19 protein-coding genes, 1 tRNA gene and 1 pseudogene are annotated in these 22,551 nt (G+C 60.3%); 12 read left to right on the forward strand and 9 right to left on the reverse strand.

Features of this window, described 5'->3' with window-relative positions; all coding sequences use genetic code 11:
* Positions 1–15: 15 nt before the first annotated feature.
* Together NXC14_RS21030 and tesB are read right to left on the reverse strand one after the other, a co-directional pair.
* A complete protein-coding gene (locus NXC14_RS21030) occupies positions 16–366 on the reverse strand; it encodes a P-II family nitrogen regulator (protein WP_003543684.1) in 351 nt (116 codons plus the stop codon).
* A gap of 210 nt (positions 367–576) precedes the next feature.
* On the reverse strand, positions 577–1,461 hold the full coding sequence (gene tesB / locus NXC14_RS21035; RefSeq protein ID WP_085779781.1) for an acyl-CoA thioesterase II: 885 nt from the start codon (positions 1,459–1,461) through the stop codon (positions 577–579).
* An 84-nt stretch (positions 1,462–1,545) separates the two neighbouring features.
* Between tesB and NXC14_RS21040 the strand changes: the two genes are divergently transcribed.
* Positions 1,546–2,760, forward strand: a complete 1,215-nt coding sequence (locus tag NXC14_RS21040) for a ubiquinone biosynthesis hydroxylase (protein ID WP_085779782.1) — start codon at positions 1,546–1,548, stop codon at positions 2,758–2,760.
* 15 nt (positions 2,761–2,775) lie between these two features.
* Here the strand turns inward: NXC14_RS21040 and NXC14_RS21045 are convergent, their stop codons facing one another.
* From NXC14_RS21045 to NXC14_RS21060, 4 genes are all read right to left on the reverse strand, one after another.
* Complete coding sequence (locus NXC14_RS21045) at positions 2,776–2,964, reverse strand: Trm112 family protein (RefSeq protein WP_003567459.1); 189 nt, start codon at positions 2,962–2,964, stop codon at positions 2,776–2,778.
* Positions 2,965–2,973: 9 nt separating this feature from the next.
* The gene (locus tag NXC14_RS21050) at positions 2,974–3,660 is read right to left on the reverse strand and encodes an LON peptidase substrate-binding domain-containing protein (RefSeq protein WP_176536246.1); all 687 of its coding nucleotides are present in this window, start codon (positions 3,658–3,660) and stop codon (positions 2,974–2,976) included.
* 74 nt (positions 3,661–3,734) lie between these two features.
* The gene (gene trxA / locus NXC14_RS21055) at positions 3,735–4,709 is read right to left on the reverse strand and encodes a thioredoxin (RefSeq protein ID WP_085779783.1); all 975 of its coding nucleotides are present in this window, start codon (positions 4,707–4,709) and stop codon (positions 3,735–3,737) included.
* Positions 4,710–4,765: 56 nt separating this feature from the next.
* Positions 4,766–5,275, reverse strand: a complete 510-nt coding sequence (locus NXC14_RS21060) for a prolyl-tRNA synthetase associated domain-containing protein (protein WP_085780232.1) — start codon at positions 5,273–5,275, stop codon at positions 4,766–4,768.
* Between the two features lie 258 nt (positions 5,276–5,533).
* Between NXC14_RS21060 and NXC14_RS21065 the strand changes: the two genes are divergently transcribed.
* A tRNA-Gly gene (locus NXC14_RS21065) sits at positions 5,534–5,608 on the forward strand.
* Between the two features lie 114 nt (positions 5,609–5,722).
* Here the strand turns inward: NXC14_RS21065 and rtcR are convergent.
* Positions 5,723–7,330: an RNA repair transcriptional activator RtcR gene (gene rtcR / locus NXC14_RS21070; protein WP_085779784.1), complete on the reverse strand. Its 1,608-nt coding sequence runs from the start codon at positions 7,328–7,330 to the stop codon at positions 5,723–5,725.
* Between the two features lie 211 nt (positions 7,331–7,541).
* Between rtcR and NXC14_RS21075 the strand changes: the two genes are divergently transcribed.
* From NXC14_RS21075 to NXC14_RS21085, 3 genes and pseudogenes are all read left to right on the forward strand, one after another.
* Positions 7,542–9,095: a TROVE domain-containing protein gene (locus NXC14_RS21075; RefSeq protein WP_085780233.1), complete on the forward strand. Its 1,554-nt coding sequence runs from the start codon at positions 7,542–7,544 to the stop codon at positions 9,093–9,095.
* A 552-nt stretch (positions 9,096–9,647) separates the two neighbouring features.
* Positions 9,648–11,060 carry an RtcB family protein gene (locus NXC14_RS21080; protein WP_085780234.1) on the forward strand — a complete coding sequence of 471 codons (1,413 nt, stop codon included), beginning with the start codon at positions 9,648–9,650 and terminating at the stop codon, positions 11,058–11,060.
* Positions 11,061–11,280: 220 nt separating this feature from the next.
* Positions 11,281–11,534, forward strand: a pseudogene (locus tag NXC14_RS21085) (DUF2934 domain-containing protein).
* A 63-nt stretch (positions 11,535–11,597) separates the two neighbouring features.
* On the opposite strand, the gene NXC14_RS21090 reads toward NXC14_RS21085, so the two are convergent.
* Positions 11,598–12,242, reverse strand: coding sequence for a ThuA domain-containing protein (locus tag NXC14_RS21090; RefSeq protein WP_085779785.1), 645 nt, complete (start codon positions 12,240–12,242; stop codon positions 11,598–11,600).
* A gap of 245 nt (positions 12,243–12,487) precedes the next feature.
* On the opposite strand from NXC14_RS21090, the gene galE reads away from it, so the two are divergent.
* Entirely contained in the window at positions 12,488–13,471 is a 984-nt protein-coding gene (galE, locus tag NXC14_RS21095) for a UDP-glucose 4-epimerase GalE (protein WP_085779786.1), read from the forward strand.
* A complete protein-coding gene (locus tag NXC14_RS21100; RefSeq protein ID WP_085779787.1) occupies positions 13,449–15,026 on the forward strand; it encodes an alkaline phosphatase family protein in 1,578 nt (525 codons plus the stop codon). Before galE ends, NXC14_RS21100 begins: the two co-directional genes overlap by 23 nt.
* Before the next feature lie 82 nt (positions 15,027–15,108).
* Here the strand turns inward: NXC14_RS21100 and NXC14_RS21105 are convergent, their stop codons facing one another.
* Positions 15,109–15,606, reverse strand: a complete 498-nt coding sequence (locus NXC14_RS21105; protein ID WP_085779788.1) for a DUF1993 domain-containing protein — start codon at positions 15,604–15,606, stop codon at positions 15,109–15,111.
* A gap of 366 nt (positions 15,607–15,972) precedes the next feature.
* On the opposite strand from NXC14_RS21105, the gene NXC14_RS21110 reads away from it, so the two are divergent.
* From NXC14_RS21110 to NXC14_RS21130, 5 genes are all read left to right on the forward strand, one after another.
* Positions 15,973–16,902: a sugar ABC transporter substrate-binding protein gene (locus tag NXC14_RS21110; protein ID WP_085779789.1), complete on the forward strand. Its 930-nt coding sequence runs from the start codon at positions 15,973–15,975 to the stop codon at positions 16,900–16,902.
* Positions 16,903–16,971: 69 nt separating this feature from the next.
* Positions 16,972–18,513: a sugar ABC transporter ATP-binding protein gene (locus NXC14_RS21115; protein WP_085779790.1), complete on the forward strand. Its 1,542-nt coding sequence runs from the start codon at positions 16,972–16,974 to the stop codon at positions 18,511–18,513.
* A 34-nt stretch (positions 18,514–18,547) separates the two neighbouring features.
* The gene (locus NXC14_RS21120) at positions 18,548–19,573 is read left to right on the forward strand and encodes an ABC transporter permease (RefSeq protein WP_085779791.1); all 1,026 of its coding nucleotides are present in this window, start codon (positions 18,548–18,550) and stop codon (positions 19,571–19,573) included.
* Between the two features lie 158 nt (positions 19,574–19,731).
* Positions 19,732–20,790 carry a dipeptidase gene (locus NXC14_RS21125; protein ID WP_085779792.1) on the forward strand — a complete coding sequence of 353 codons (1,059 nt, stop codon included), beginning with the start codon at positions 19,732–19,734 and terminating at the stop codon, positions 20,788–20,790.
* A gap of 99 nt (positions 20,791–20,889) precedes the next feature.
* The gene (locus NXC14_RS21130) at positions 20,890–22,533 is read left to right on the forward strand and encodes an ABC transporter substrate-binding protein (RefSeq protein WP_085779793.1); all 1,644 of its coding nucleotides are present in this window, start codon (positions 20,890–20,892) and stop codon (positions 22,531–22,533) included.
* Positions 22,534–22,551 lie beyond the last annotated feature (18 nt).

Raw genomic sequence — 22,551 nt, forward strand, 5'->3', positions numbered from 1 at the left:
CTTGATCTGCCGTTCTTACAGCGCTTCTGAATCGGTTTCGCCCGTACGGATGCGCACGGCATGGTCGATCGAATAGACGAAAATCTTGCCGTCACCGATCTGGCCGGTCTTGGCCGACGCCGCGATGGCTTCGACCGCCCTGTCGACAAGTTCCGATGCAACCGCGATTTCGATCTTGAGCTTCGGCAGGAAGCTGACCGCATATTCGGTGCCGCGATAGATTTCGGTATGCCCCTTCTGGCGCCCGTAGCCCTTCACTTCGGTTACGGTCAGGCCCTGAATGCCGATCGCCGTAAGGGCTTCGCGGACCTCATCGAGCTTGAACGGCTTGATAATAGCCATCACAATTTTCATCTGGTTTCCCATCCTTCGTTATCCTCGGCGCGGAGCCGACTCTCCTTGCCGCTGACGTTCCTGAACAGCGACCGGCGATATACATTCAAAGGACGTGCCAGATTCGAAGCCGAAGTTAACTTATTGAAAAATAAATGTTATAATTGGGAATGCCAATAAACAGGCAATTGACCGAGCAATAAGCGCACAAATAATGCGCAAATCTGCAAATATGCCTGTTATTTATTCATTTGCCTTTTTCCGAATCAATCCTTCTTGCGCGACCGATGCGATCAGCACACCTGTCCGGGTGAACAGGCTCCCGCGGGTTAATCCCCTGGCGCCCGAAGCCGAAGGGCTGTCCTGCGTATAGAGCAGCCAGTCGTCGAGTTTGCAGGGTCGGTGGAACCACATGGAGTGATCGAGACTTGCCACCTGCAGGCTCTGGTCGAAGATGGACGTTCCGTGGGCATAAAGCGACGTATCGAGCAGCGTCATGTCTGAGAGATAGGCAAGCACCGCCGCCTGATAGAGCCGGTCATCGGGAACCGGACCGGTGGCGCGCACCCAGACGTCCTGCCGGGGCTCGAGCTTCCTGTCGGAAAAATAATGGGTCAGCGAGACGGGACGGATCTCGATCGGCCGCTCGCGCTCCCAATATTTCCGGATCGCTTCCGGTGCATGCGCGAGATATTGCTCCTTGATCTGCTGCTCGCCAAGCAGCTCTTCGGGCATCGCCACCTCGGGCATGGCGATCTGGTGGTCGAAGCCTGCTTCCTCGACCTGGAAAGAAGCCGACAGCGCGAAGATTGCCTTGCCGTGCTGGATAGCGACGACGCGCCGGGTGTTGAAGCTCGATCCGTCGCGGATGCGCTCCACCTGGTAGATGATCGGTACCGAGGGATCGCCGGGGCGCATGAAATAAGCGTGCAGCGAATGAACGAAGCGCTCGGCCCCGATGGTGCGCTGTGCCGCCATCAGCGCCTGGCCGACGACCTGGCCGCCGAAGACCCGCTGCCAGCCGGCCTGCGGACTGCGGCCGCGGAAGATATCGACCTCGATCGGCTCCAGATCGAGCGTCGCAAGCAGCCTCTCCATCGCCGAAGGTTCGCTCGTCTCGCGCGTCATTTTGTATGCCTCCCGGCGGTAGGAAGTGAAGTTGCGATGATCTATATAGATCACATCTGAGGCACAAGGTACGGGAGCGGCGCGATGCTGGATATGCTGGTTGTGGGCGGGGGGTATGTCGGCCTTTCTGCGGCGGTCGCGGTCAAGCAGGCAGCACCCCATCTGAACGTCGCGGTCGTGGAGGCCGCCCCCGAGCATGTCTGGAAAAACGATACGCGCGCTTCAGCCATCATCGCGGCGGCCTCAAAGATGCTCGAAGTCTTCGGCATCTGGAACGAGATAGAGCCTGAAGCGCAGCCGATCACCAAGATGATCGTCACCGATTCCCGGACCTCCGATCCGGTCCGTCCCGTATTCCTGACGTTCGACGGCGAAGTGGAGGAAGGCCGGCCCTTCGCACACATGATCCCGAACCTTGCCATGGTGGCAGCACTGCGCGGTCTCTGCCAGCGGCTCGGCATCGACATCCGCCACGGGCTTGGGGCGACCGAATTCAAAACCCACGACAGCCATGCCGACGTCACGCTTTCGGACGGCAGCACGCTGGAATCCCGGCTGGTGGTTGCCTGCGACGGCGTGCGCTCAAGGCTGCGCGATCTCGCCGGCATCAGGACCGTCACCTGGGACTACGGGCAGTCCGGCATTGTCGCGACCGTCGAACATGAGCGGCCGCATGACGGCTGTGCCGAAGAGCATTTTCTGCCGGCCGGCCCCTTCGCCATCCTGCCGCTCCGGAACAACCGCTCCTCGCTCGTCTGGACGGAACGCACGCATGATGCCGACAGGCTGGTCGCCGCCGACGATCTGATCTTCGAGGAGGAACTGGAACGCCGCTTCGGCCACAAGCTCGGGGCGCTCAAGGTCATCGGCGACAAACGCGCCTTTCCGCTCGGCCTGACGCTTGCCCGCGCCTTCGTCGCTCCACGTCTGGCGCTGGCCGGCGACGCCGCCCACGGTATCCACCCGATTTCGGGACAGGGCCTCAATCTCGGCTTCAAGGACGTGGCGGCGCTCGCCGAAACGATCGTCGAGGCCGACCGCCTCGGTCTTGATATCGGCTCGATCAACATCCTCGAGCGCTACCAGACCTGGCGGCGCTTCGACACCTTCCGTATGGGCGTGACGACCGACGTGCTGAACCGGCTCTTCTCCAACGACGCAATGCCGATCCGTATCGCTCGCGATGTCGGTCTCGGCATCGTCGACCGGCTGCCGCGCCTCAAATCCTTCTTCATCAGCCAGGCGGCCGGAACAGCGGCAAAGGATAATCCGCGGCTGCTGGCCGGCCAGACGATTTAGCCGAATTCGGAGAGGCTATTCGTCGAGGCGGCGGGCCTCGGACACCAGCATGATCGGAATGCCGTCGCGGATCGGATAGGCAAGCTGCGCCTTTTCCGAGACGAGCTCATTGTGTTCGCGATCATAGGAAAGCCGGCCCTTGGAGAGCGGACAGACCAGGAGTTCCAGCAGTTTCGGATCGACGCGGCTCAGTTTTTCGTCCATGACCACAGTTTACTGCAGAACCGTATCGGAGTCACCGAAGACCCGCGCCAGCACGATTTCGGTAATGGCGATCAGCGTCTCGGCCCGCGTCTTCAGGTCCGGCGCCTCCAGGAGCGCCTGTTTTTCAGCCGGCCCGAACGGCGACATCATGGCAAGTGAATTGACGAGCGTCAGGTTGCTGGCCCGCTCGACGCTCTCCCAGTCGGCCTCCAGCTTATTGGCATCGAGATAGGCCTTAAAAGCGGTCAGCAGCGCCGTACGGTCGACCGCCTCCTCCTCGTTCTCGGCCGAGAGATCGGCAATGAAGGGCGCGATGCGGAAGGTGCGGAAGGGATCGCTGGTCACCTTCTCCTCCAGGAGCCGGAAGCGGCAGACGCCGGTCAGAGACACGATATAGCGCCCGTCGCCGGTCTCGGCAAAGGAGGTGATGCGACCGAGGCAGCCGACGGCGGCAAGGTTGTGCTCGCCGCCCTTGTCCTCATGTTCGCCGAGTGCCGGCTGGACCATCCCGATCAGCCGGTTTCCGGCAAGGGCTGCATCCAGCATCGCCAGATAACGCGGCTCGAAGATGTTGAGGGGAAGCTGCCCGGCGGGCAGGAGGAGGGCCCCGGTCAGGGGGAAGACTGCGATCGCATCAGGCAGATCGCCCGGCTTCAGGTATCTGGCATTACCGACTTGCATGAAACCGTCCCGCATTCTGGTGGACGGGCGCGCCCGTCCTGACGAGAATGTGGTGCCCCCGCCCGAAAACGCAAGGGCGGATGTTCATCTTAAGAGAACAGCATTGCCGAAAGCTTGCGCCGCGCGGCAACCGTCGCCGGATCCTTGAAACCCCAGACCTCGAAGAACTGCAGCAGTTGCCGGCGGGCGCCGTCATCGTCGAAGGCGCGATCCTTGCGCATGATGTGAAGCAGATGTTCGGCGGCTTCCTCGCGCCGGCCTTCGACATTGAGGATCTTGGCGAGCTTCAGCCGCGCCTCGTGATTGTCGGGATTGGTCGCCAGCTCCTGCTCGAGCGCGACGGGATCGCCGAGCTTGCGCGCCTCCTCGATCTGGTCGAGCTTCTTCAGCACCGCCTGGATGCCGGCGTCCTTCGCAAGCTCCTCGGGCAGATCAGTCAGCGTTTCGCGGGCCCGCTGATGCTGGTTTGCGGCGATCATGCATTCGGCCATGCCGGCAAGCGCCTTGGCATTCTCCGGATCGGCCTGCATGACCGCGCCGTAAAGCTGCGCCGCCTCGTTGACGTTGCCAGCAGCGAGCAGCTCCGCCGCTTCCGTCAGCACGGCTTCGATTTCGGCCGCCTCATCGGCACCGGCAGGCCCGGCAATACGGTCGATGAACTGAGTGATCTGACTTTCCGGCACCGCACCCATGAAGCCGTCAGCCGGACGGCCGTTGACGAAGGCAATGACGGCGGGGATCGACTGGATTCCGAGCTTACCGGCAATCGAGGGATGGTCGTCGATGTTCATCTTGACCAGTCGAACGCGGCCCTTGGCCTCATTGACCACCTTCTCCAGGACCGGCGTCAGCTGCTTGCAGGGACCGCACCACGGCGCCCAGAAATCGACCAGCACCGGCTGTTTGCGCGACGCCTCAATGACGTCCTTGCCGAAATTCGCAGTCGTCGTTTCGCTGATGTAGCTGCCGGCCGCAGCCGCCGCTTCCGGCTGAGCGCCGAAGCTTGCCGTCGCCGACATCTGATTTCCGAAGGAACCGTTATAGGGGTTGTTGCTGCCGCTCATAGGTATCTCCCGCCGCGCCGATCCTGCCGGCGTCATTGTAGCGCTAAAATCGTATGTCAGGACGTCACTTTCAAGACAAGCGGCTTATGTCCGGTCGCTTCCATGAAACGGATGAGGTCGCCGCTCGCAATCGATGTTGTCGCATCGTTGGAGAGCGGATGGCAGTTGATGATTTCCTCGGCCATCAGATCGGCATCGAGCACGAAAGTGACGTTTCCGCCGATGTCGTTGATCGCGCCGAAGGCAGTGACCGCTCCCGGAATGACACCGAGATACTCCATCAGCTTCTCCGCTCTGCCGAAGGAGACCCGGCCGGACCCGCCAATAATGGTGTGAACCTGCTTGAGGTCGACCTCGGCATTCTCCTCCACCGTCAGCAGGAAATACCTGTCCTTCTTGTCCTTGATGAAAAGATTCTTCGTGTGGCCGCCGGGGATCGCGTCGCGCAACGCAACTGATTCGGCTACGGTGAAAACAGGCGCATGATCCACTGTCTTATGGGCGATGCCGAGCCCGTCGAGGAAGGCGAACAATTCTTCTCTTGTCTTGGGGGTATTATCGGACATCGGGCAATCCATCGAACGGAGATAAGGAAAAGTCGAGGCGTCCTGATTAAGTCCGTCCACAATATTTGGCAATCTTCGCAACCGACGCTCTGCCCCCAGTTTTGCGGCCTTTCCGCTCTGCCTCGCCGGACACCGAAATTTTTCTTCGCTTCTCCGTCATTTCCCTGTTGCATTTGAAAATCCGTTAGGCCATATAGCGCCCGTCGCCACGAGGCGGCCCCCACGGTCCAACGACTACCCCGGACCGATGCGGATTGAGCGGGTGTAGCTCAGGGGTAGAGCACAACCTTGCCAAGGTTGGGGTCGAGGGTTCGAATCCCTTCGCCCGCTCCAGTTTTTCTCTTGCACATCCCGAAGACACAGGTACGGAACGGACCCAAGCGGCAGCCTCCCAACGACCGGTTGGCGATGGTTCGCAAGGGCCAGGTGCTGATGAGGAGACGCCGCCTAGCGGGATTTTCTTACGTCTTCGAATTTCAGATCAAAGCGCGCGAGATATTTGGCAAGCCGATCGGCGTCGTTGCTGCTCTTTTTTTCCAGGCGCGAGTTTGCAAACAGTGCCCGGCCCGCGGCACTGGCGCTGACATGCTCCTGGCAGGTGCGAACAACGGCGGCGAGTTGAACGGCGTCGAAACGATCGAGGCTGTTAACGGCGTCCTCGCCGAGCAGATCGATGAGGATGTGGTCGGATGACCGGCGTGCCGAGGAGCCGCGCCAGGCGGCCTCTAGGCGTCGAATCTCGTCGTCGACTACCTCGACAGTGATTCGACCTTGAGGCGCGAGCGTTGCCATGCGCGTCACGGAGGCGGACAAGTCGCGGAAGTTCGCGCTCCAGAGAGCATCGGGGCCGGTCGCAAACGTGAGATAGCGGCTTCGAGCCTCCTTGTTGAAGGTCACATTCTGCCCTTCACGATCGAGGAAACGTCGAAGTTCGAAATCGAGATTGGGCTCGATATCCTCCTTGCGCTCGCGCAACGCCGGCAGCTGGAAAGTCCATAGATTGAGCCGGGCAAAGAGATCTTCGCGGAATTGACCGTGGTGGACGGCTTCACCGAGATCGCGATTGGTACCCGCCAGAAGCTGGAAGTCGGCGGAAACTTCGCGGTCCGCGCCGACGGGCAGGAAGCGCTTCTCCTCGATCGCCCGCAGGCACATGGCCTGTTCATCCAGGCCGAGTTCGCCGATCTCATCGAGAAAGAGCACACCCTTGTCCGCCGACTTCAGCAGGCCGGGCCGTTCGCCTGCCGCGCCGGTAAAGGCGCCTTTGACATGGCCGAAAAGCGCCGACATGGCGTGATCGCCGCGGAGCGTTGCGCAGTTGACCTCAACGAACGGACCGCTGACTTTTCGCTCGACCCTCTTGAGTTCGTAGATGCGCTTGGCAAGTTGCGATTTTCCCGCGCCGGTCGGGCCGGTCAGCAAGACGGGTGCGGTAGAACGGATCACAACGCGCTCGATCTCGTCGATCATGCGGTTGAAGGCGGGGTTTCGCGTCGAAATACCGGATTTCAGAAATGAGGCGGCATCGGCCTGTTCGGATGCGAAGCGCTTGGCGATTTCGTCATAGCGCGAGAGATCAAGATCGATGATGCGATGGGTTCCCGCGAAATCCTGTCCCGGCTCGCGCTCGCGCGGCGGAGAGAGCTGCAGCAACCTGCCGGGGATGATGCGCGCTTCGGTCAGGAGGAACCAGCAGATCTGGGCGACATGGGTGCCGGTGGTGATGTTGACGAAATAGTCTTCGGCCTCGGGATCGAAACTGTAGTCCCGGGCAAAATCCCTGAGGCTCGTATAGACTTCGGAAAAGTCCCAGGGGTCCCGCAGATTGATGATGCGCTGGCGAACCTCCGTCGCGGGCGAAATCGTCTCGATATCCCTGATCACAGTCTTGGCCAGCCAGTCGGAATGGTTGTCGTGGATCAATTCCAGCCGATCGATAAAAAGACCGGCCTGTTGGCAAAGGCCGACGTTCGGCCGCCAGCGCGTCCATCGGTCTTCCCGCCGGCCCACGTCGAGAGTCGTTCCAAGAATGCTGATGGCGACTCGGCGCTTCATCATTTATCCAAAATTATAAAATCCTATATCACCAGATAGACTATTCCGCCTTCTCGAACTTGGCAATTTGCAAGGCAGAAATTCTCTTATAAATTTTAATATTGAGAATCAAAGGTTTATGATCTATTTCGCGGAAACCTTGTCGCGGATTCTAGAGACTGGCACGCCACTTGAATTGTATTCGGCAGAACCAAATCAAAGAGGTGCTGCCATGGTGAACAAGGCAATCTTCAGATCCTATTTCGGAAAGCTGCTCGCCGGCACGACGACGACCAACCACGAAGGCGCAGGAGCCTATGCTCTCTCGCCGCGTGAAGCCCTGGCGCAATATGCCGTCACCGGAACATTCGGCGACACGTTCTATGCGGATGCCGGGGAACAGCTCGATGCCGTGATGCGCCTTGGCGCGGAGGTCGAGCCGGAATTCCTGGCAAAGCTTGCGGTCTACGCGGCGGAGAAGGGCCATATGAAGGACATGCCGGTCATGCTGCTGGCGATGCTTTCGGGCCTCGAAAGCGATGCCTTTGCGCGGGCGTTTCCGCGTGTCGTGAAGAGCAGCAAGATGTTGCGCGGCTTCGTGCAGGTCATGCGGTCAGGTGTGACTGGCCGAAAATCGCTCGGATCGCGGCCGAAGAAGATGGTGCAGGCCTGGTTCGACCGGGTGACGACGGAACAGTTTCTGCATGCGATAGTCGGCAATGATCCGTCGCTGCCGGATGTGATCCGGATGGTACATCCGAAGCCGCGAGACGCGGAACGTCGTGCGCTCTACGCCTGGGCGATCGGCAAGCCGTATGACATCGCCGCATTGCCGGCGGAGGTAAAGGCGTTCGAAGCATTCAAGCGCAATAACGGCTTGCCGCTGCCGCCCGTACCGTTCCAGATGCTGACCTCGCTTGGTCTGAGCAGGGAGCAGTGGTCGGAAATCGCCTTGAAGGGCTCGTGGCAGATGGTGCGCCAGAACCTCAACACCTTTGCTCGAAACGGCGTGTTCGAGGTGGATGGCATGGCCGCACGGCTTGCTGCGCGGATCGCCGATCCGGAAGCGGTGCGCAAGGCGCGTGTCTTCCCCTACCAGTTGATGGTGGCGTGGCATATGGCGAACCGGTCGGTTCCGGCTGTCGTTGCGGATGCTGTGCAGGATGCGATGGAGGTGGCAGTCTCCAGCGTGCCGACGATCGGCGGTAATGTCGTGGTCTGCCCGGATGTCTCCGGCTCCATGTCGTCCCCCGTCACCGGCTACCGAAAGGGCGCGACATCAACCGTCCGCTGCATCGATGTCGCAGCACTCGTGGCTGCGTCGTTCCTGCGGCGTAACCGGCAGACGCGTATCATCCCGTTCGAACAGGACGTCGTGAACGTCCAGCTGAACGGGCGTGACAGCGTGATGACCAATGCGGCGAAGCTCGCGGCAGTCGGCGGTGGCGGAACGAACTGCTCCGCGCCGCTGCGGCTGCTGGCAAAGGAGAAAGCGGCGGTCGACCTCGTGCTCTTCGTCTCGGACAACCAGTCCTGGATGGATGCGCGGGGGCACGGCCAGGCGACCGCGATGATGGCTGAATGGGCGTGGATCAAGAGGCTGAACCCGGCGGCGAAGCTGGTCTGCCTCGACATCCAGCCCTACGTCCAGACGCCGGCAGCGGGAGAGGACGTGCTGAATATCGGCGGCTTCTCGGATGCCGTCTACGGAGCCATCACCAGCTTCGCAGCCGGCAAGTCCGGCCCGGGCGAATGGGTTCGCAGGATCGAGGCGACCGATCTTTGAAATTGCTTCGCGCCGCCAGTGAACGGCGCGAGGCACCGTGACGAATGCCGGATGGAACTACAGACTGTCACTCTCCAGGTCGCGGGTTCGAATCCCGTCGGGTCCCCCAAAAAACAAGGACCCGTAGCTCAGCGGATAGAGCGGGTGTTCCACCACATCTCGTCGTCACGGACCAATCGAAAGACATGTTAAAGACATGGCGAATGCCGGGAAAACTACATCGGTAATCCCGGGCGCGGGTTCAAGGCCCGCCTTGTCGCCCGAATCCCGAAAGGGAGAAGGATGCGCAAGATGTTTCCTCAGGACTTGTCGCCATGACGAGAATTGCAGCGGCGAATGCCGGACGAAACTACAGCCTCCGTATCGAGGTGGCCTGACAGGTTCGACTCCTGTCCCGGCAGCGCTCTCTGGCACGAGCGGGGCCACTCGGTTTCGTCCACCTTTGTCGCCGCTGCAAAAATGCCTGGCGTCCGGGAAAATCGTCGCCCAGGCGAGCATGAAACGTAACCGAGAAGAAGGACTGCAGACGCAGAAAAGAAGATGACCGAGATAATGAGCGGACAGGATCTGATCGACGCAGGCATGAGCCAGGGCAAGTGGTTTCGTCCGGCTCTCGATGCGGCCAACAGGGTTTTGAGCCAGGGCGGTTCGGCCGCGGAGGCGCTTGAAGCAGCAAGGGCTTTTCAGCCGGGGCCGACGCTCGCCCTGAGATCGGATAACGATATCGAGATCTATTCCAATATCCGCGCCGAGAACGCCTTCGAGCAGGACAATGTCGAAAAGGTCAATGCTACGATGCGGGCGCTGGTGCGCACGCCGGTCGTGCGGGCTGCGGCGATCATGCCGGACGCCTGCCCGGCCGGGCCGGTCGGCACCATTCCGGTTGGCGGTGTCGTGGCATCCGAGGCGATCCATCCGGGGATGCACTCGGCTGACATCTGCTGCTCCATGGCAATCTCGATCTTTCCGGATGTCGATCCGAAATCGCTTCTCGACGCCGTGCATGCGGTAACGCATTTCGGGCCTGGTGGCCGCCCGCGCGGTGCGCAGATCAAGCCTTCCGAAGCGACACTGTCTGCCTTCCAGCAGAACCCGTTCCTGCGGGACGGGGCGCTGAGCGCCGGCATCGAACATTTCGGCACGCAGGGCGACGGCAATCATTTCGCTTTTGTCGGAACGATAAAATCGACCGGCGAGACCGCGCTCGTCACCCATCACGGGTCGCGTGCACCGGGTGCCCGGCTCTACGACAAGGGCATGAAGGCCGCGAACCGCTTTCGCGAGCAGATCTCGCCGGAAACCCTGCGGGACAATGCATGGATTCCCGCCGACACCGAAGAGGGCGACCTCTACTGGTCGGCTCTGCAGGCCATCCGGCAGTGGACGAGGGAAAACCATTATGTCGTGCATGACATGGCGGCAAAGGCACTCTCGGCGAAGGTGGCCGATCGTTTCTGGAACGAGCACAATTTCGTTTTCCGGAAATCGGACGGCCTCTTCTATCACGGCAAGGGAGCGACGCCGGCCTTCGACAAATGGGCGGAGGATGCCACCGATCTGACGATCATTCCGCTGAACATGGCGGAACCGATCCTGATCGTCCGCGGCTCCAACGCCGTCCATGGCCTCGGCTTCTCGCCACACGGCGCCGGCCGTAATTTCTCGCGCAGCGCCCATATCAGGCGCCTGGCGGAAGAATATGGCGCGGATGCCCGCGGCTTGAGCCCGAACAACATGGCGGCGATCATGGAAAAGGAGACGGCGGGTCTGGACGTTCGCTTCTTCTCGGGCTTTGCCGACGTCTCGGAACTGCCGAGCGCCTACAAGTCCGCCGCCAATGTGCGTGCGCAGATTGAGCACTACGGTCTGGCCGAGGTGGTCGACGAGGTCGTTCCGTATGGAAGCATCATGGCCGGCGACTGGCAGAAGGACGCACCCTGGCGTCGCAAACGGGAACGCCGTTGATTGCCTCCAGTGCTCCGGCCTTTGCCGTATTGGCAAGGGCCGCAGCACGATACGTGCGGCAATTCTGCCGCCGGTTCCTATTACTTTATCAGGGCCTAAGTATCCGCATCTCTTCGCATTATCTAAAAACTAACGTTGCCTCGTAACCACTCCTAAAGCCAACTGTGGCACCTTGTCGGCTATCGAAATTTGCTTCCAAATTTTTCGGCTGGGGTTTGTTATGAGTCACAATCGGGACGCCTGGGTCAGCCAGCGCGCTTATTCGCTGTGGGAATCGGAAGGCCGGCCCGAGGGGCGCGGGGAAAGCCACTGGATGCAGGCGCTCAAGGAATTCGAGCAACTGGAATTGACCAAAGCCTCGCCCGACGGAAATGACCTTATCGAGAAACTGAAGGCGGCCGGACGGCTGATGCGGGTCTATGACGGGCGGTCCCCGCCGTCGAGAACGGCCTTCAGCTGAAAGCGGCGCGTTAAAAGGTTTTCCAGTCGAATTGAAGCACTCATCCCGCCCGGATGCAGCAATGTGTCGTCCTGATACTATTGGCGGGCGGCCCAGCCGAGGCCGCGCCGCAGGATGAGTGGCATAAAGGGATGGTCGAACTCGGCGGCGACATGGCCGAGTGCGGAATAGAAGATGCGGCCGGCGCCGAAATGGCGTTTGAAGACGACGGGCATCACCACATTGCGCGCCGCCGGATCGTAGGCGCCGGTGAAAGTGGTGGTCGCAAGGATTTCGACCGTCGGATCGTAATGCAGATAATATTGCTCCGAACGGTAGTCGAAGTCGGGAATGCCCTCCATGACAGGATCGTCCTGGCGGGTGACGGCGACACGGAAATCGATGATGTTGCCGGGATGGGCGACCCAGGTGACGCCGCAGACGTAGCGGAAAGGTGCGCTTTCCTTGAAGGAGGTGGCGAGCGCGCCGTGATGGCCGGCGAGTCCGAGACCTCCGCGCACGGCTTCGACCAGGGCGCTAGCATGGGGCTTTTCCAGCGTTCCGCCGGTGATGATGGGCACCAGCAAATCCGCCTTGGCCAGGATCGGAGATCCGAATATGCCGAGATCGCTGGTCACCTCCACGGCGAAGTCGTCCTCGCGCAGGAGATCGGCGACGATATGGGCGCATTGTTCCGGCTCATGGCCCTGCCAGCCGCCCCAGACGATCAATGCCTTCCTCATTCCCGTTCTCCTTGCTGTCTGTCGCGGATCGTAGAGCATCGCCCGATGGTACAAGCCGCTTAAATCGGGCGGTCATGCAAATCACGCGAATAATTGATCGACTTCCCCGTTTCGGCCAAATCGCAAAACCGCCGGTTTCGGCATTTGACGTATTGTCCGCTCGCGCCGATCGAAGTTCCTTCTTTTTATTGACGTGTATCTCGTCTAGGTTTCTTCCATCTCTCACTGATAATTAAGGGTGGTGCATGGCAGGTGAAACGATTCTTGTGGTCGGCGGCGCCGGTTATATCGGCTCGCATACGTGCCTCGACCTGGCGAACAAGGGCTATAGGCCTGTCGTCTTCGATAATTTTTCGAACGGCCATCGCGAGTTCGTCAAATGGGGGCCGGCTGAAGAGGGCGACATTCGCGATCGTGTCCGGCTGGACGAGGTGCTGGTCAAGCACAAGCCGGCGGCAATCCTTCACTTCGCGGCGCTGATCGAGGTCGGCGAATCGGTCAAGGATCCGGTTTCATTCTATGAAAATAATGTGATCGGCACTTTGACGCTGCTTTCGGCGGCGCAGGCGGCCGGCGTCAACGCCTTCGTCTTCTCCTCCACCTGCGCCACCTATGGCCTGCCACAGAGCGTACCGCTCGACGAGACGCACCGGCAGGTGCCGATCAACCCGTATGGGCGGACGAAATATATCGTCGAACAGGCGCTTGCCGATTACGACCAGTACAAGGGCCTGCGCTCGGTGGTGCTGCGTTATTTCAATGCGGCCGGTGCTGATTTCGAAGGTCGGATCGGCGAGTGGCACCAGCCGGAAACGCATGCGATTCCCTTGGCGATCGACGCCGCACTCGGCCGTCGCCAGGGCTTCAAGGTGTTCGGTAGCGACTACGAGACGCGCGACGGCACCTGCGTGCGCGACTACATCCATGTGCTCGATCTTGCCGACGCGCATGTGCGCGCCGTCGAATATCTGCTGAAGGGCGGCGATTCCGTCGCGCTCAACCTCGGTACCGGCACGGGTACGACGGTCAGGGAATTGCTGGGCGCGATCGAGGACGTGTCGAACCGACCCTTCCCTGTCGAATATATCGGCCGGCGCGAAGGGGATTCGCATACGCTGGTCGCCAACAACGACAAGGCGCGCGACGTGCTCGGCTGGGTGCCGCAGTATGATCTGTCCGAGATCATAAGGTCCGCCTGGAACTGGCATGCAAAATCCAACCAGCATTGAGTCAAGCAGCATTGAGCCAAAAAGCATTGAGAAGCTCCGCCGGCCTAATATTCTGCTGATTACCGCCGACCAATGGCGTGGCGACTGCCTGTCGGCGGTCGGTCATACTTGTGTGAAAACACCTCACATCGATGCACTGGCGCGCGAAGGCACGCTCTTCCGGCAGCATTATGCCGGGGCCGCCCCGTGCTCTCCGGCCCGGGCCACGCTTTATACCGGCCTTTATCAGATGAACCACCGCGTCTGCCGCAATGGTACGCCGCTCGACGCTCGCTTCGACAATCTGGCTCTAGCGGCCCGGCGGGCGGGATACGACCCAACGCTGTTCGGCTATACCGACACGGCGCCCGATCCGCGCGGCATGGATGCGGCTGACCCGCATCTGACCACCTACGAAGGCGTGTTGCCGGGTTTTACCGCTCGCCAACTCCTGCCCGAGCATGAGCGGCAATGGCTCTCATGGCTCAGGTCACGTAGGCATGCAAATGCCGTCAGCCGCGACATCCACATCCCCGTCGGTGCGCGAGCCGGCGAAATTTCCGATGCTGCACCAGCCTATTCCAGCGATGAAACCCAGACCGCCTTCCTGGCCGGCGAGTTCATTCGCTGGATGGGCGAACAGCACCGGCCGTGGTTTGCGCATGTCTCCTTCTTGCGTCCGCACCCGCCATTCTCAGTGCCGGCGCCGTTCAACCGGATGTACAAGCCGGATGACGGGCCGGCCTTTGCGCGTGCGGAAAACCGCGAAGCGGAACAGGAAGCTCATCCCTATCTCGCCTATGCCATGCCGCTCACCGACAAGGGCAGCTTCATTCACGGGGCGCAAGGGCCGCTCAGCGCCTGGAGCAGCGAGGACTTCGCGGCGATCCGGGCAATTTATTACGGGATGATCTCAGAGGTCGATGCGCAGCTCGGCCGGATCTGGCAGGCGCTTAAGGATGCGGGCGCTTGGGAGAATACGCTCGTCGTCTTCACCTCGGACCACGCCGAGATGGCGGGAGATCACTGGACGCTCGGCAAGGGTGGCTTCTTCGATGGCAGCTACCATATCCCGTTGATCATCCGCGATCCCGCAAACGCTGCGGCCGGCAGGATCGTTGACGATTTCACCAGCGCTGCGGATATTTTTCCCACCTTGTGCGTAAGGCTCGGCATCGAGCCAAAGAACGGGCGCGACGGTCGGTCGCTGATGCCGTTCATCACGGGCGAGGTCGTCGAAGGCTGGCGCGACGCGATATTCTGGGAATTCGATTTCCGCGACATCGCCAAGGGCGAGGCGGAGCGGCATTTCGGGCTGGGGCCGAACCAATGCAACCTCGCAGTGATCCGCGACGATCGGTTCAAATATGTGCATTTTGCCGCACTGCCGCCGCTGCTCTTCGATCTCAGCAATGATCCGATGGAGCTCGACGATGTCGCGGCCGATCCAGCCTATGCGGCGATCCGGCTTGAATATGCCGAGAAGTTGCTCTCGCTGAGAGCGCGGCATCTCGACCAGACGCTTGCCTATACCGAGCTGACGGAAAAGGGGCCGGTGACGCACCGACCCCGGTAGAGCGTTTCCGTCTTCTTCGAATGCCGGGAATGCTCTCTTTATTGGCCAAGTCCAGCAAAACCGCTACTGGAATTGCCTCCAATCAACCGAGATAGTCGCGCTTGCCGATCGGTGCGCCCTGGTTGCGCAGGATGGCGTGGGCGGTGGCGACGTGAAAGTAGAAGTTCGGCAGGGCGAAGGTGGTGACATATTCGTCACCCGGCAGCACGATGCCGCTCTTGCCCGGCAGAGTGATCTGTCGGCTTTCCGCGCCCTCCAGGGCTTGCGCCGAGAAGCCGGCGAGATAGGCTTCTGTCTTTGCCAGGCGCTCGCGCAAATGCTCGATAGTCGTCTCGTTATCCTCGAACTTTGGCGCGTGGGTTGCGGTCAGGCGGGCGAGCGTGAACTTGGCGCTGTCGCTGGCCCGCTGATATTGGCCGGCGAGCGGCAGCATGTCGGATGCAAGCCGCGCGGAGACGAGTATCGCGGGATCGATATTCTTTTCCTTCGCATAGGCTTCAGCCTTATCGAGATAGGTCTTCAGGCTGGCGAGGCCGCGCTGGAACATCGGAACGGTAAGGCGATAGATCGAAATGGACATCAGTCTGTCTCCAGAATTTTCAAAATGAGGGGCCGCGGCGATGTCGAAGGGCCTGCGGCGGGGCCTGTCTTCGACCTTTCCATAGATGGAGGCTGCCCGCTTCGTGCGCAATGCCGCCGAACGCGTGTGCCACGCGCAATTCCCATGCATTGCCCCATCAATATCCCGAGTGCCGCTAAAGAGAGGCTTGACGTCTTTCCCAGAAAATGGAATGAATATTCCGCAGAACAAATTTTACGGTTTGTTTGTTCCGTTTTCGGAACGCCGCGGGAGAGGCGGCGCAGCAAATTGCGGCTTCAGGGCAGATGCCCGGAGCTCCGGCGTGAGGAGGGTGCAGCCGGGCACCGCTTTGTGGAGGAAGTGAAAATGAAAAAGTTTATCCTGGGCACTGCGATGGCGCTCGTCATGTCGACGGCCGCCCACGCGGAAACGGTTGGCGTCTCTATGGCGAAGTTCGACGACAACTTCCTGACCGTTCTGCGCAACGGCATGACCGATTATGCCAAAACGCTTTCCGGCGTCACGCTGCAGGTCGAAGACGCACAGAACGACGTTTCCAAGCAGCAGAGCCAGATCCAGAATTTCATCGCCTCCAAGGTCGATGCCATCATCGTCAACCCCGTCGATACCGATGCGACCACGGCAATGTCGAAGCTCGCCGCCGATGCCGGCATTCCGCTGGTTTACGTCAACCGCCAGCCGGTCAACGTCGACACGCTTCCGGAAAAGCAGGCCTTCGTCGCTTCCAACGAGCAGGAATCCGGCACGCTGGAAACCAAGGAAATCTGCCGCATTCTCGGTGGCAAGGGCAAGGCCGTCGTCATCATGGGCGAGCTTTCCAACCAGGCTGCCCGCATGCGCACCCAGGACGTTCATGACGTCATCAAGACGGATGAATGCAAGGGCCTTGAGATCGTCGAAGAGCAGACGGCCAACTGGGATCGCACCCAGGGCGCCGACCTGATGACCAACTGGCTCTCCAGCGGCATCGAATTCGACGCTGTGATCTCCAACAACGACGAAATGGCTATCGGCGCCATCCAGGCGCTGAAGGCAGCCGGCAAGGATATGAGCAAGGTTGTTATCGGTGGCGTCGACGCCACCCAGGACGCGCTTGCCGCCATGCAGGCGGGTGACCTCGACGTCACCGTATTCCAGGACGCTGCCGGCCAGGGCAAGGGCGCACTCGATACGGCGCTCAAGCTTGCCAAGGGCGAAAAGGTCGAAAAGAAGGTCTACATCCCCTTCCAGCTCGTCACCCCAGAAAACGTCAAGGACTTCGTCGCCAAGAACTGAGGCGAGTGCCAAGGAGGATGCGGGCTCTGCCCGCATCCTTTCAGCCTGTCCGTATCCGGAGGAGATGATATGGCCGTCAGTCCGACAACCATGGCAGCCGTGCGTGCGAGCGGCGCCGTTCCGAATGCGGAGTTTCTCTTGAGCGCCGAGGGCGTCCGCAAGGAGTTTCCCGGCGTCGTCGCACTCGATGACGTGCAGTTTCGGCTGAAACGCGCCTCAGTGCATGCGCTGATGGGTGAAAACGGCGCTGGTAAATCGACGTTGATGAAGATCCTCGCCGGAATCTATACGCCCGATAAAGGCGATATTCGCCTCAAAGGGGTCGAGATCCAGCTGAAATCTCCGCTCGATGCGCTGGAGAACGGCATAGCCATGATCCATCAGGAGCTGAACCTGATGCCGTTCATGACGGTGGCCGAAAATATCTGGATCCGCCGCGAACCGAAGAACCGCTTCGGTTTCATAGACCATGGCGTGATGCATAACATGACCGAGGAGCTGTTTGCCCGGCTCAATATTGATATCGATCCCGATATCGAAGTCCGGCACCTCTCGGTCGCCAACCGGCAGATGGTCGAGATCGCCAAGGCGGTTTCCTATAATTCCGATGTCCTCATCATGGACGAACCCACTTCGGCCCTGACGGAGCGCGAGGTCGAGCATCTTTTCCGCATCATCCGCGACCTCAGGTCTGAGGGAATCGGCATCGTCTACATCACCCATAAGATGAACGAGCTGTTCGAGATCGCCGACGAGTTTTCCGTCTTCCGCGATGGCCGATATATCGGTACGCACGCCTCGACCGACGTCACCCGCGACGACATCATCCGCATGATGGTCGGGCGTGAGATCACCCAGATGTTTCCGAAGGAACAGGTGCCGATCGGCGAGGTCGTGCTCTCCGTCAAGGATCTTTGCCTCAACGGTGTCTTCAAGAACGTCTCCTTCGAGGTCAGGGCCGGCGAGATTCTCGGTGTGGCCGGCCTCGTCGGCTCCGGACGGTCGAATGTCGCCGAAACACTGTTCGGCGTGACGCCGGCAAGCTCCGGCAGGATCGAACTGTTCGGCAAGCCGGTGACGATTTCCTCGCCGACCGAGGCGATCCGTCACCAGATGGCATTCCTGACGGAGGATCGCAAAGACACCGGCTGCCTGTTGATCTTGGATATTCTGGAAAACATGCAGATCGCCGTCCTGCAGGACAAATTTGTCAAGGGTGGTTTCGTGCAGCAGGGAGCACTCGAGGCGACCTGCGAAGACATGGCGAAAAGGCTGCGCGTAAAAACCCCCAATCTTTACGAGCGGGTGGAAAACCTTTCGGGCGGCAATCAGCAGAAAGTACTGATCGGGCGCTGGCTGCTCACCCATCCGAAGATCCTGATCCTCGATGAACCGACGCGCGGCATCGATGTCGGCGCCAAGGCGGAAATCCATCGGCTGGTCACGGAAATGGCGCGAAACGGCGTGGCGGTTATCATGATCTCATCCGAAATGCCCGAGGTTCTCGGCATGAGCGACCGCATCATGGTCATGCATGAGGGCCTGGTGACCGGTTTCCTCAATCGCGATGAAGCAACGCAGATCAAGGTGATGGAACTGGCTGCGCGGTAATGCGCAGCTTGGAATCGCCTAAGGGAGGTTTGATATGAGTACCAAGGCAGCAGAGGGTACGGCCCCGCTCGCAACCCGGCAGAGACGGCGGCGTATGCCGCCGGAACTCAGCATCTTCCTGGTGCTTGTCGGCATCGCGCTCATCTATGAAGCGCTCGGCTGGATTTTCATCGGCCAAAGCTTCCTGATGAATTCGCAGCGCCTGACAATCATGATCCTGCAGGTCTCCGTCATCGGCATTATCGCCGTCGGCGTCACGCAGGTCATCATAACAGGCGGCATCGATCTATCATCGGGCTCCGTCGTCGGCATGACGGCGATGATCGCGACAAGTTTCGCCCAGTCCTCCACCTGGGGGCGGGCCGTTTTCCCCTCGCTGACCGATCTTCCGGCGCTCGTGCCCATCATGATCGGTCTGCTGATCGGAGCGGCGGCGGGTCTGGCGAACGGCGCGCTCATCGCCTATACGAAGATCCCTCCGTTCATTGCAACGCTTGGCATGTTCGTTTCCGCCAGAGGTGTTGCCAAGTGGTATACGAAGGGGCAGCCGGTTTCCGGTATCACCGAGCAGTTTCATTTCATCGGGACCAAGGCGTGGCCGGTTGTCGTCTTCCTCGTTGTTGCACTGATCTTCCACATCGCGCTGCGCTACACCCGCTATGGAAAGTTCACCTACGCCATCGGCGCGAACCCCCAGGCCGCCCGCGTTTCCGGTATCAACATCGAAGCGCACCTCGTCAAAGTCTATGTGATTGCTGGATTGCTTGCTGGTCTCGCCGGCATCGTCACGGCGGCACGCGCGGAAACCGCGCAGGCGAGCATGGGTGTCGGATATGAGTTGGACGCGATCGCTGCGACCGTCATCGGCGGCACCTCGCTCACCGGCGGCGTCGGGCGCATCACCGGCACCGTCATCGGCACCATCATTCTTGGCGTCATGACCTCGGGCTTCACCTTCCTCAGGATCGACGCCTATTATCAGGAGATCGTCAAGGGGTTCATCATCGTCGCGGCCGTCGTCATCGACGTCTACCGGCAAAAGAAGCGCCGCAAGCACTGAGCACGACCATGTGATCCGATGATTTTGCGGGGGCTTCGGCCCCCGTTTCGCTTTTGGTGATGCTCCACGATGCCGATGTCCAAAAAAAGAGGTGGCGAATTCCGTCAGCTTTTCTATTCTGCCGCTTATTGGCCCGCTCGGGCAGCGCAGGAAGACAGATGCAATTCGTATTTGACGGCCACAACGACGTTCTCCTCCGGCTCTGGACACATTCAAAAGACGGCAGCGACCCGATCGCGGAATTCGCAGACGGAACGACGGCCGGCCATATCGATGCGCGTCGCGCCAGGGAAGGAGGCCTCTCAGGCGGCCTCTGCGCCATCTACATTCCCTCGGGCGATCTTGTCTTCGCCGATCCGGATGCCGATGGCCGCTACATCACGCCGATGGCGGCTCCTCTCGATCCGCTGCCGTCGCTTGCCATCGCCGCCGAAATGGCGGCGATCGCTTTGCGGCTCGACCAGGCAGGCGCCTGGCGGCTCTGCCGGACGGTTAAGGACATCCGCGGCGCAATGCAGGAGGGCATCTTTGCCGCCGTCATGCATATGGAAGGCTGTGAGGCTATCGGCCCCGACCTTTCGGCTCTCGAACTATTTTATGCAGCGGGACTGCGATCGCTTGGCCCGGTCTGGAGCCGGCACAACGTCTTCGGACATGGCGTGCCCTTCGCTTTCCCGATGTCGCCGGATACGGCGGCCGGGCTCACCGAGGCCGGTTTCGAGCTGGTGAGGGAGTGCAATCGCCTCGGTATCCTTATCGACCTCGCCCACATTACCGAAAAGGGCTTCTGGGACGTAGCGAAGACGACGGACCAGCCGCTGGTCGCCAGCCATTCCAATGCGCATGCACTGACGCCGGTGGCGCGCAATCTGACGGATAGGCAGCTCGATGCGATCCGCGAAAGCCGCGGGCTCGTCGGCATCAACTATGCCACCGCCATGCTGCGTCCCGACGGTCGCTCGGACAGCGACACACCGCTTGCCGATATGATCCGCCACATCGACTATCTGGTGAACCGCATTGGCATCGATTGCGTCGGCCTCGGATCGGACTTCGACGGCGCAACCATTCCGGAAGAAATCGGCGACGCGGCCGGCAATCAGAAGCTGATTGCCGCTCTCCGGGAGGTTGGATATGGTGAGGCCGACCTCACGAAACTTGCCCGTGAAAATTGGCTTCGTATTCTGGCGCAAGCTTGGCGGGAGGACCACGCCTAAAGTGCGGCGCGCCTCTCGACGCACTGAAAACGGACAATATTTTAATGGGACATGACCGACAAAACGCTTCGTAATCAATCAAGAACAGGGGAACAGACCATGATGATCGCCAAGCTCAGCCACAATTTCCGCCTACTTTCCGCAGGAGCCGCCATTTCGCTCCTGATGATGACGGCACCGGCCGCCTTTGCCGAGACGCCCAAGGACACGCTGGTCGAAGGGTTTGCCATCGACGACATCATCACCATGGATCCGGGCGAAGCCTTCGAGCTTTCGACCGCGGAGATCACCAGCAACAGCTACAGCCTGCTCGTCCGTCTCGATCTCGCCGACACGTCCAAGGTGAAGGGTGATCTTGCCGAGAGCTGGAGCGTTTCGGATGACGGCCTCACCTACACGTTCAAGCTGAAACCCGGCCTGAAGTTCGCCTCCGGTAATCCGATTACCGCCGAAGACGTTGCATGGTCGTTCGAACGCGCCGTCAAGCTCGACAAAAGCCCGGCCTTCATCCTCACCCAGTTCGGCCTGACGGGCGACAATGTCACCGAAAAGGCCAAGGCGGCTGACGCCAATACCTTCGTCTTCACCGTGGACAAGGCCTATGCCCCGAGCTTCGTGCTCAACTGCCTGACGGCGACCGTCGCCTCGGTTGTCGACAAGAAGCTCGTGATGGAACATGTGAAGGCGGTGACGCCGGATGCCGAGCATAAATACGACAATGATTTCGGCAATGAATGGCTGAAGACCGGTTATGCCGGCTCCGGCGCCTTCAAACTGCGCGAATGGCGGGCAAACGAAGTCGTCGTGCTTGAGCGGAACGACAATTATTACGGCGACAAGGCCAAGCTCAACCGCGTCATCTACCGCTATATGAAGGAAAGTTCGGCCCAGCGGCTGGCGCTCGAAGCTGGTGATATCGACATCGCCCGCAATCTGGAGCCTGGCGATATCGACGCCGTTTCCAAGAATGCCGATCTCGCCACGACAAGTGCGCCGAAAGGCACGATCTACTATGTCAGCCTGAACAACAAGAACGAGAACCTGAAGAAGCCTGAAGTCCAGGAGGCTTTCAAGTATCTGGTCGACTACGATGCGATCGGCGCAACCTTGATCAAGGGAATCGGCGAGATTCATCAGACCTTCCTGCCCAAGGGCCAGCTCGGCGCGCTCGATGAAAATCCCTACAAGCTTGATGTCGCCAAGGCCAAGGAACTCCTTGCCAAGGCCGGCCTTCCGGACGGCTTCTCGGTGACGATGGATGTGCGCAACACCCAGCCGGTGACCGGTATTGCCGAATCCATGCAGCAGACGCTGGCGCAGGCCGGCGTCAAGCTGGAAATCATTCCGGGTGACGGCAAGCAGACGCTGACCAAATATCGCGCTCGCACCCACGACATCTATATTGGTAACTGGGGATCGGATTATTTCGATCCGAACTCCAATGCCGATACCTTCACGAGTAATCCTGACAATTCGGATGCGGGCACGGTGAAGACACTCGCCTGGCGCAACACCTGGGAAGCGCCGGAACTCGATAAGCAAACCAAGGCGGCCCTGCTTGAACGCGACAACGCCAAGCGCGCGGCAATGTATGAGGATATCCAGAAGAAGTTCCTTGCCAACAGCCCCTTCGTCATCATCTTCCAGCAGACCGAGGTAGCGGGCTATCGGAAGAATCTGAAGGACTTCAAGCTGGGGCCGAGCTTCGACACCAACTTCGTCGGTCCGATCGCCAAGGAATAATCCGGCGGGATCAACGGC

This window comes from Rhizobium sp. NXC14, from assembly GCF_002117485.1.
Classification (GTDB): Bacteria; Pseudomonadota; Alphaproteobacteria; order Rhizobiales; family Rhizobiaceae; genus Rhizobium.

Excerpts from the sequence above, each read along its gene's own strand:
- NXC14_RS21030 (WP_003543684.1), bottom strand. The coding sequence starts at position 366 with ATGGGAAACCAGATGAAAATTGTGATGGCTATTATCAAGCCGTTCAAG.
- tesB (WP_085779781.1), bottom strand. The coding sequence starts at position 1,461 with ATGACGCGCGAGACGAGCGAACCTTCGGCGATGGAGAGGCTGCTTGCG.
- NXC14_RS21040 (WP_085779782.1), top strand. The coding sequence starts at position 1,546 with ATGCTGGATATGCTGGTTGTGGGCGGGGGGTATGTCGGCCTTTCTGCG.
- NXC14_RS21045 (WP_003567459.1), bottom strand. The coding sequence starts at position 2,964 with ATGGACGAAAAACTGAGCCGCGTCGATCCGAAACTGCTGGAACTCCTG.
- NXC14_RS21050 (WP_176536246.1), bottom strand. The coding sequence starts at position 3,660 with ATGCGGGACGGTTTCATGCAAGTCGGTAATGCCAGATACCTGAAGCCG.
- trxA (WP_085779783.1), bottom strand. The coding sequence starts at position 4,709 with ATGAGCGGCAGCAACAACCCCTATAACGGTTCCTTCGGAAATCAGATG.
- NXC14_RS21060 (WP_085780232.1), bottom strand. The coding sequence starts at position 5,275 with ATGTCCGATAATACCCCCAAGACAAGAGAAGAATTGTTCGCCTTCCTC.
- rtcR (WP_085779784.1), bottom strand. The coding sequence starts at position 7,330 with ATGAAGCGCCGAGTCGCCATCAGCATTCTTGGAACGACTCTCGACGTG.
- NXC14_RS21075 (WP_085780233.1), top strand. The coding sequence starts at position 7,542 with ATGGTGAACAAGGCAATCTTCAGATCCTATTTCGGAAAGCTGCTCGCC.
- NXC14_RS21080 (WP_085780234.1), top strand. The coding sequence starts at position 9,648 with ATGAGCGGACAGGATCTGATCGACGCAGGCATGAGCCAGGGCAAGTGG.
- NXC14_RS21090 (WP_085779785.1), bottom strand. The coding sequence starts at position 12,242 with ATGAGGAAGGCATTGATCGTCTGGGGCGGCTGGCAGGGCCATGAGCCG.
- galE (WP_085779786.1), top strand. The coding sequence starts at position 12,488 with ATGGCAGGTGAAACGATTCTTGTGGTCGGCGGCGCCGGTTATATCGGC.
- NXC14_RS21100 (WP_085779787.1), top strand. The coding sequence starts at position 13,449 with ATGCAAAATCCAACCAGCATTGAGTCAAGCAGCATTGAGCCAAAAAGC.
- NXC14_RS21105 (WP_085779788.1), bottom strand. The coding sequence starts at position 15,606 with ATGTCCATTTCGATCTATCGCCTTACCGTTCCGATGTTCCAGCGCGGC.
- NXC14_RS21110 (WP_085779789.1), top strand. The coding sequence starts at position 15,973 with ATGAAAAAGTTTATCCTGGGCACTGCGATGGCGCTCGTCATGTCGACG.
- NXC14_RS21115 (WP_085779790.1), top strand. The coding sequence starts at position 16,972 with ATGGCCGTCAGTCCGACAACCATGGCAGCCGTGCGTGCGAGCGGCGCC.
- NXC14_RS21120 (WP_085779791.1), top strand. The coding sequence starts at position 18,548 with ATGAGTACCAAGGCAGCAGAGGGTACGGCCCCGCTCGCAACCCGGCAG.
- NXC14_RS21125 (WP_085779792.1), top strand. The coding sequence starts at position 19,732 with ATGCAATTCGTATTTGACGGCCACAACGACGTTCTCCTCCGGCTCTGG.
- NXC14_RS21130 (WP_085779793.1), top strand. The coding sequence starts at position 20,890 with ATGATGATCGCCAAGCTCAGCCACAATTTCCGCCTACTTTCCGCAGGA.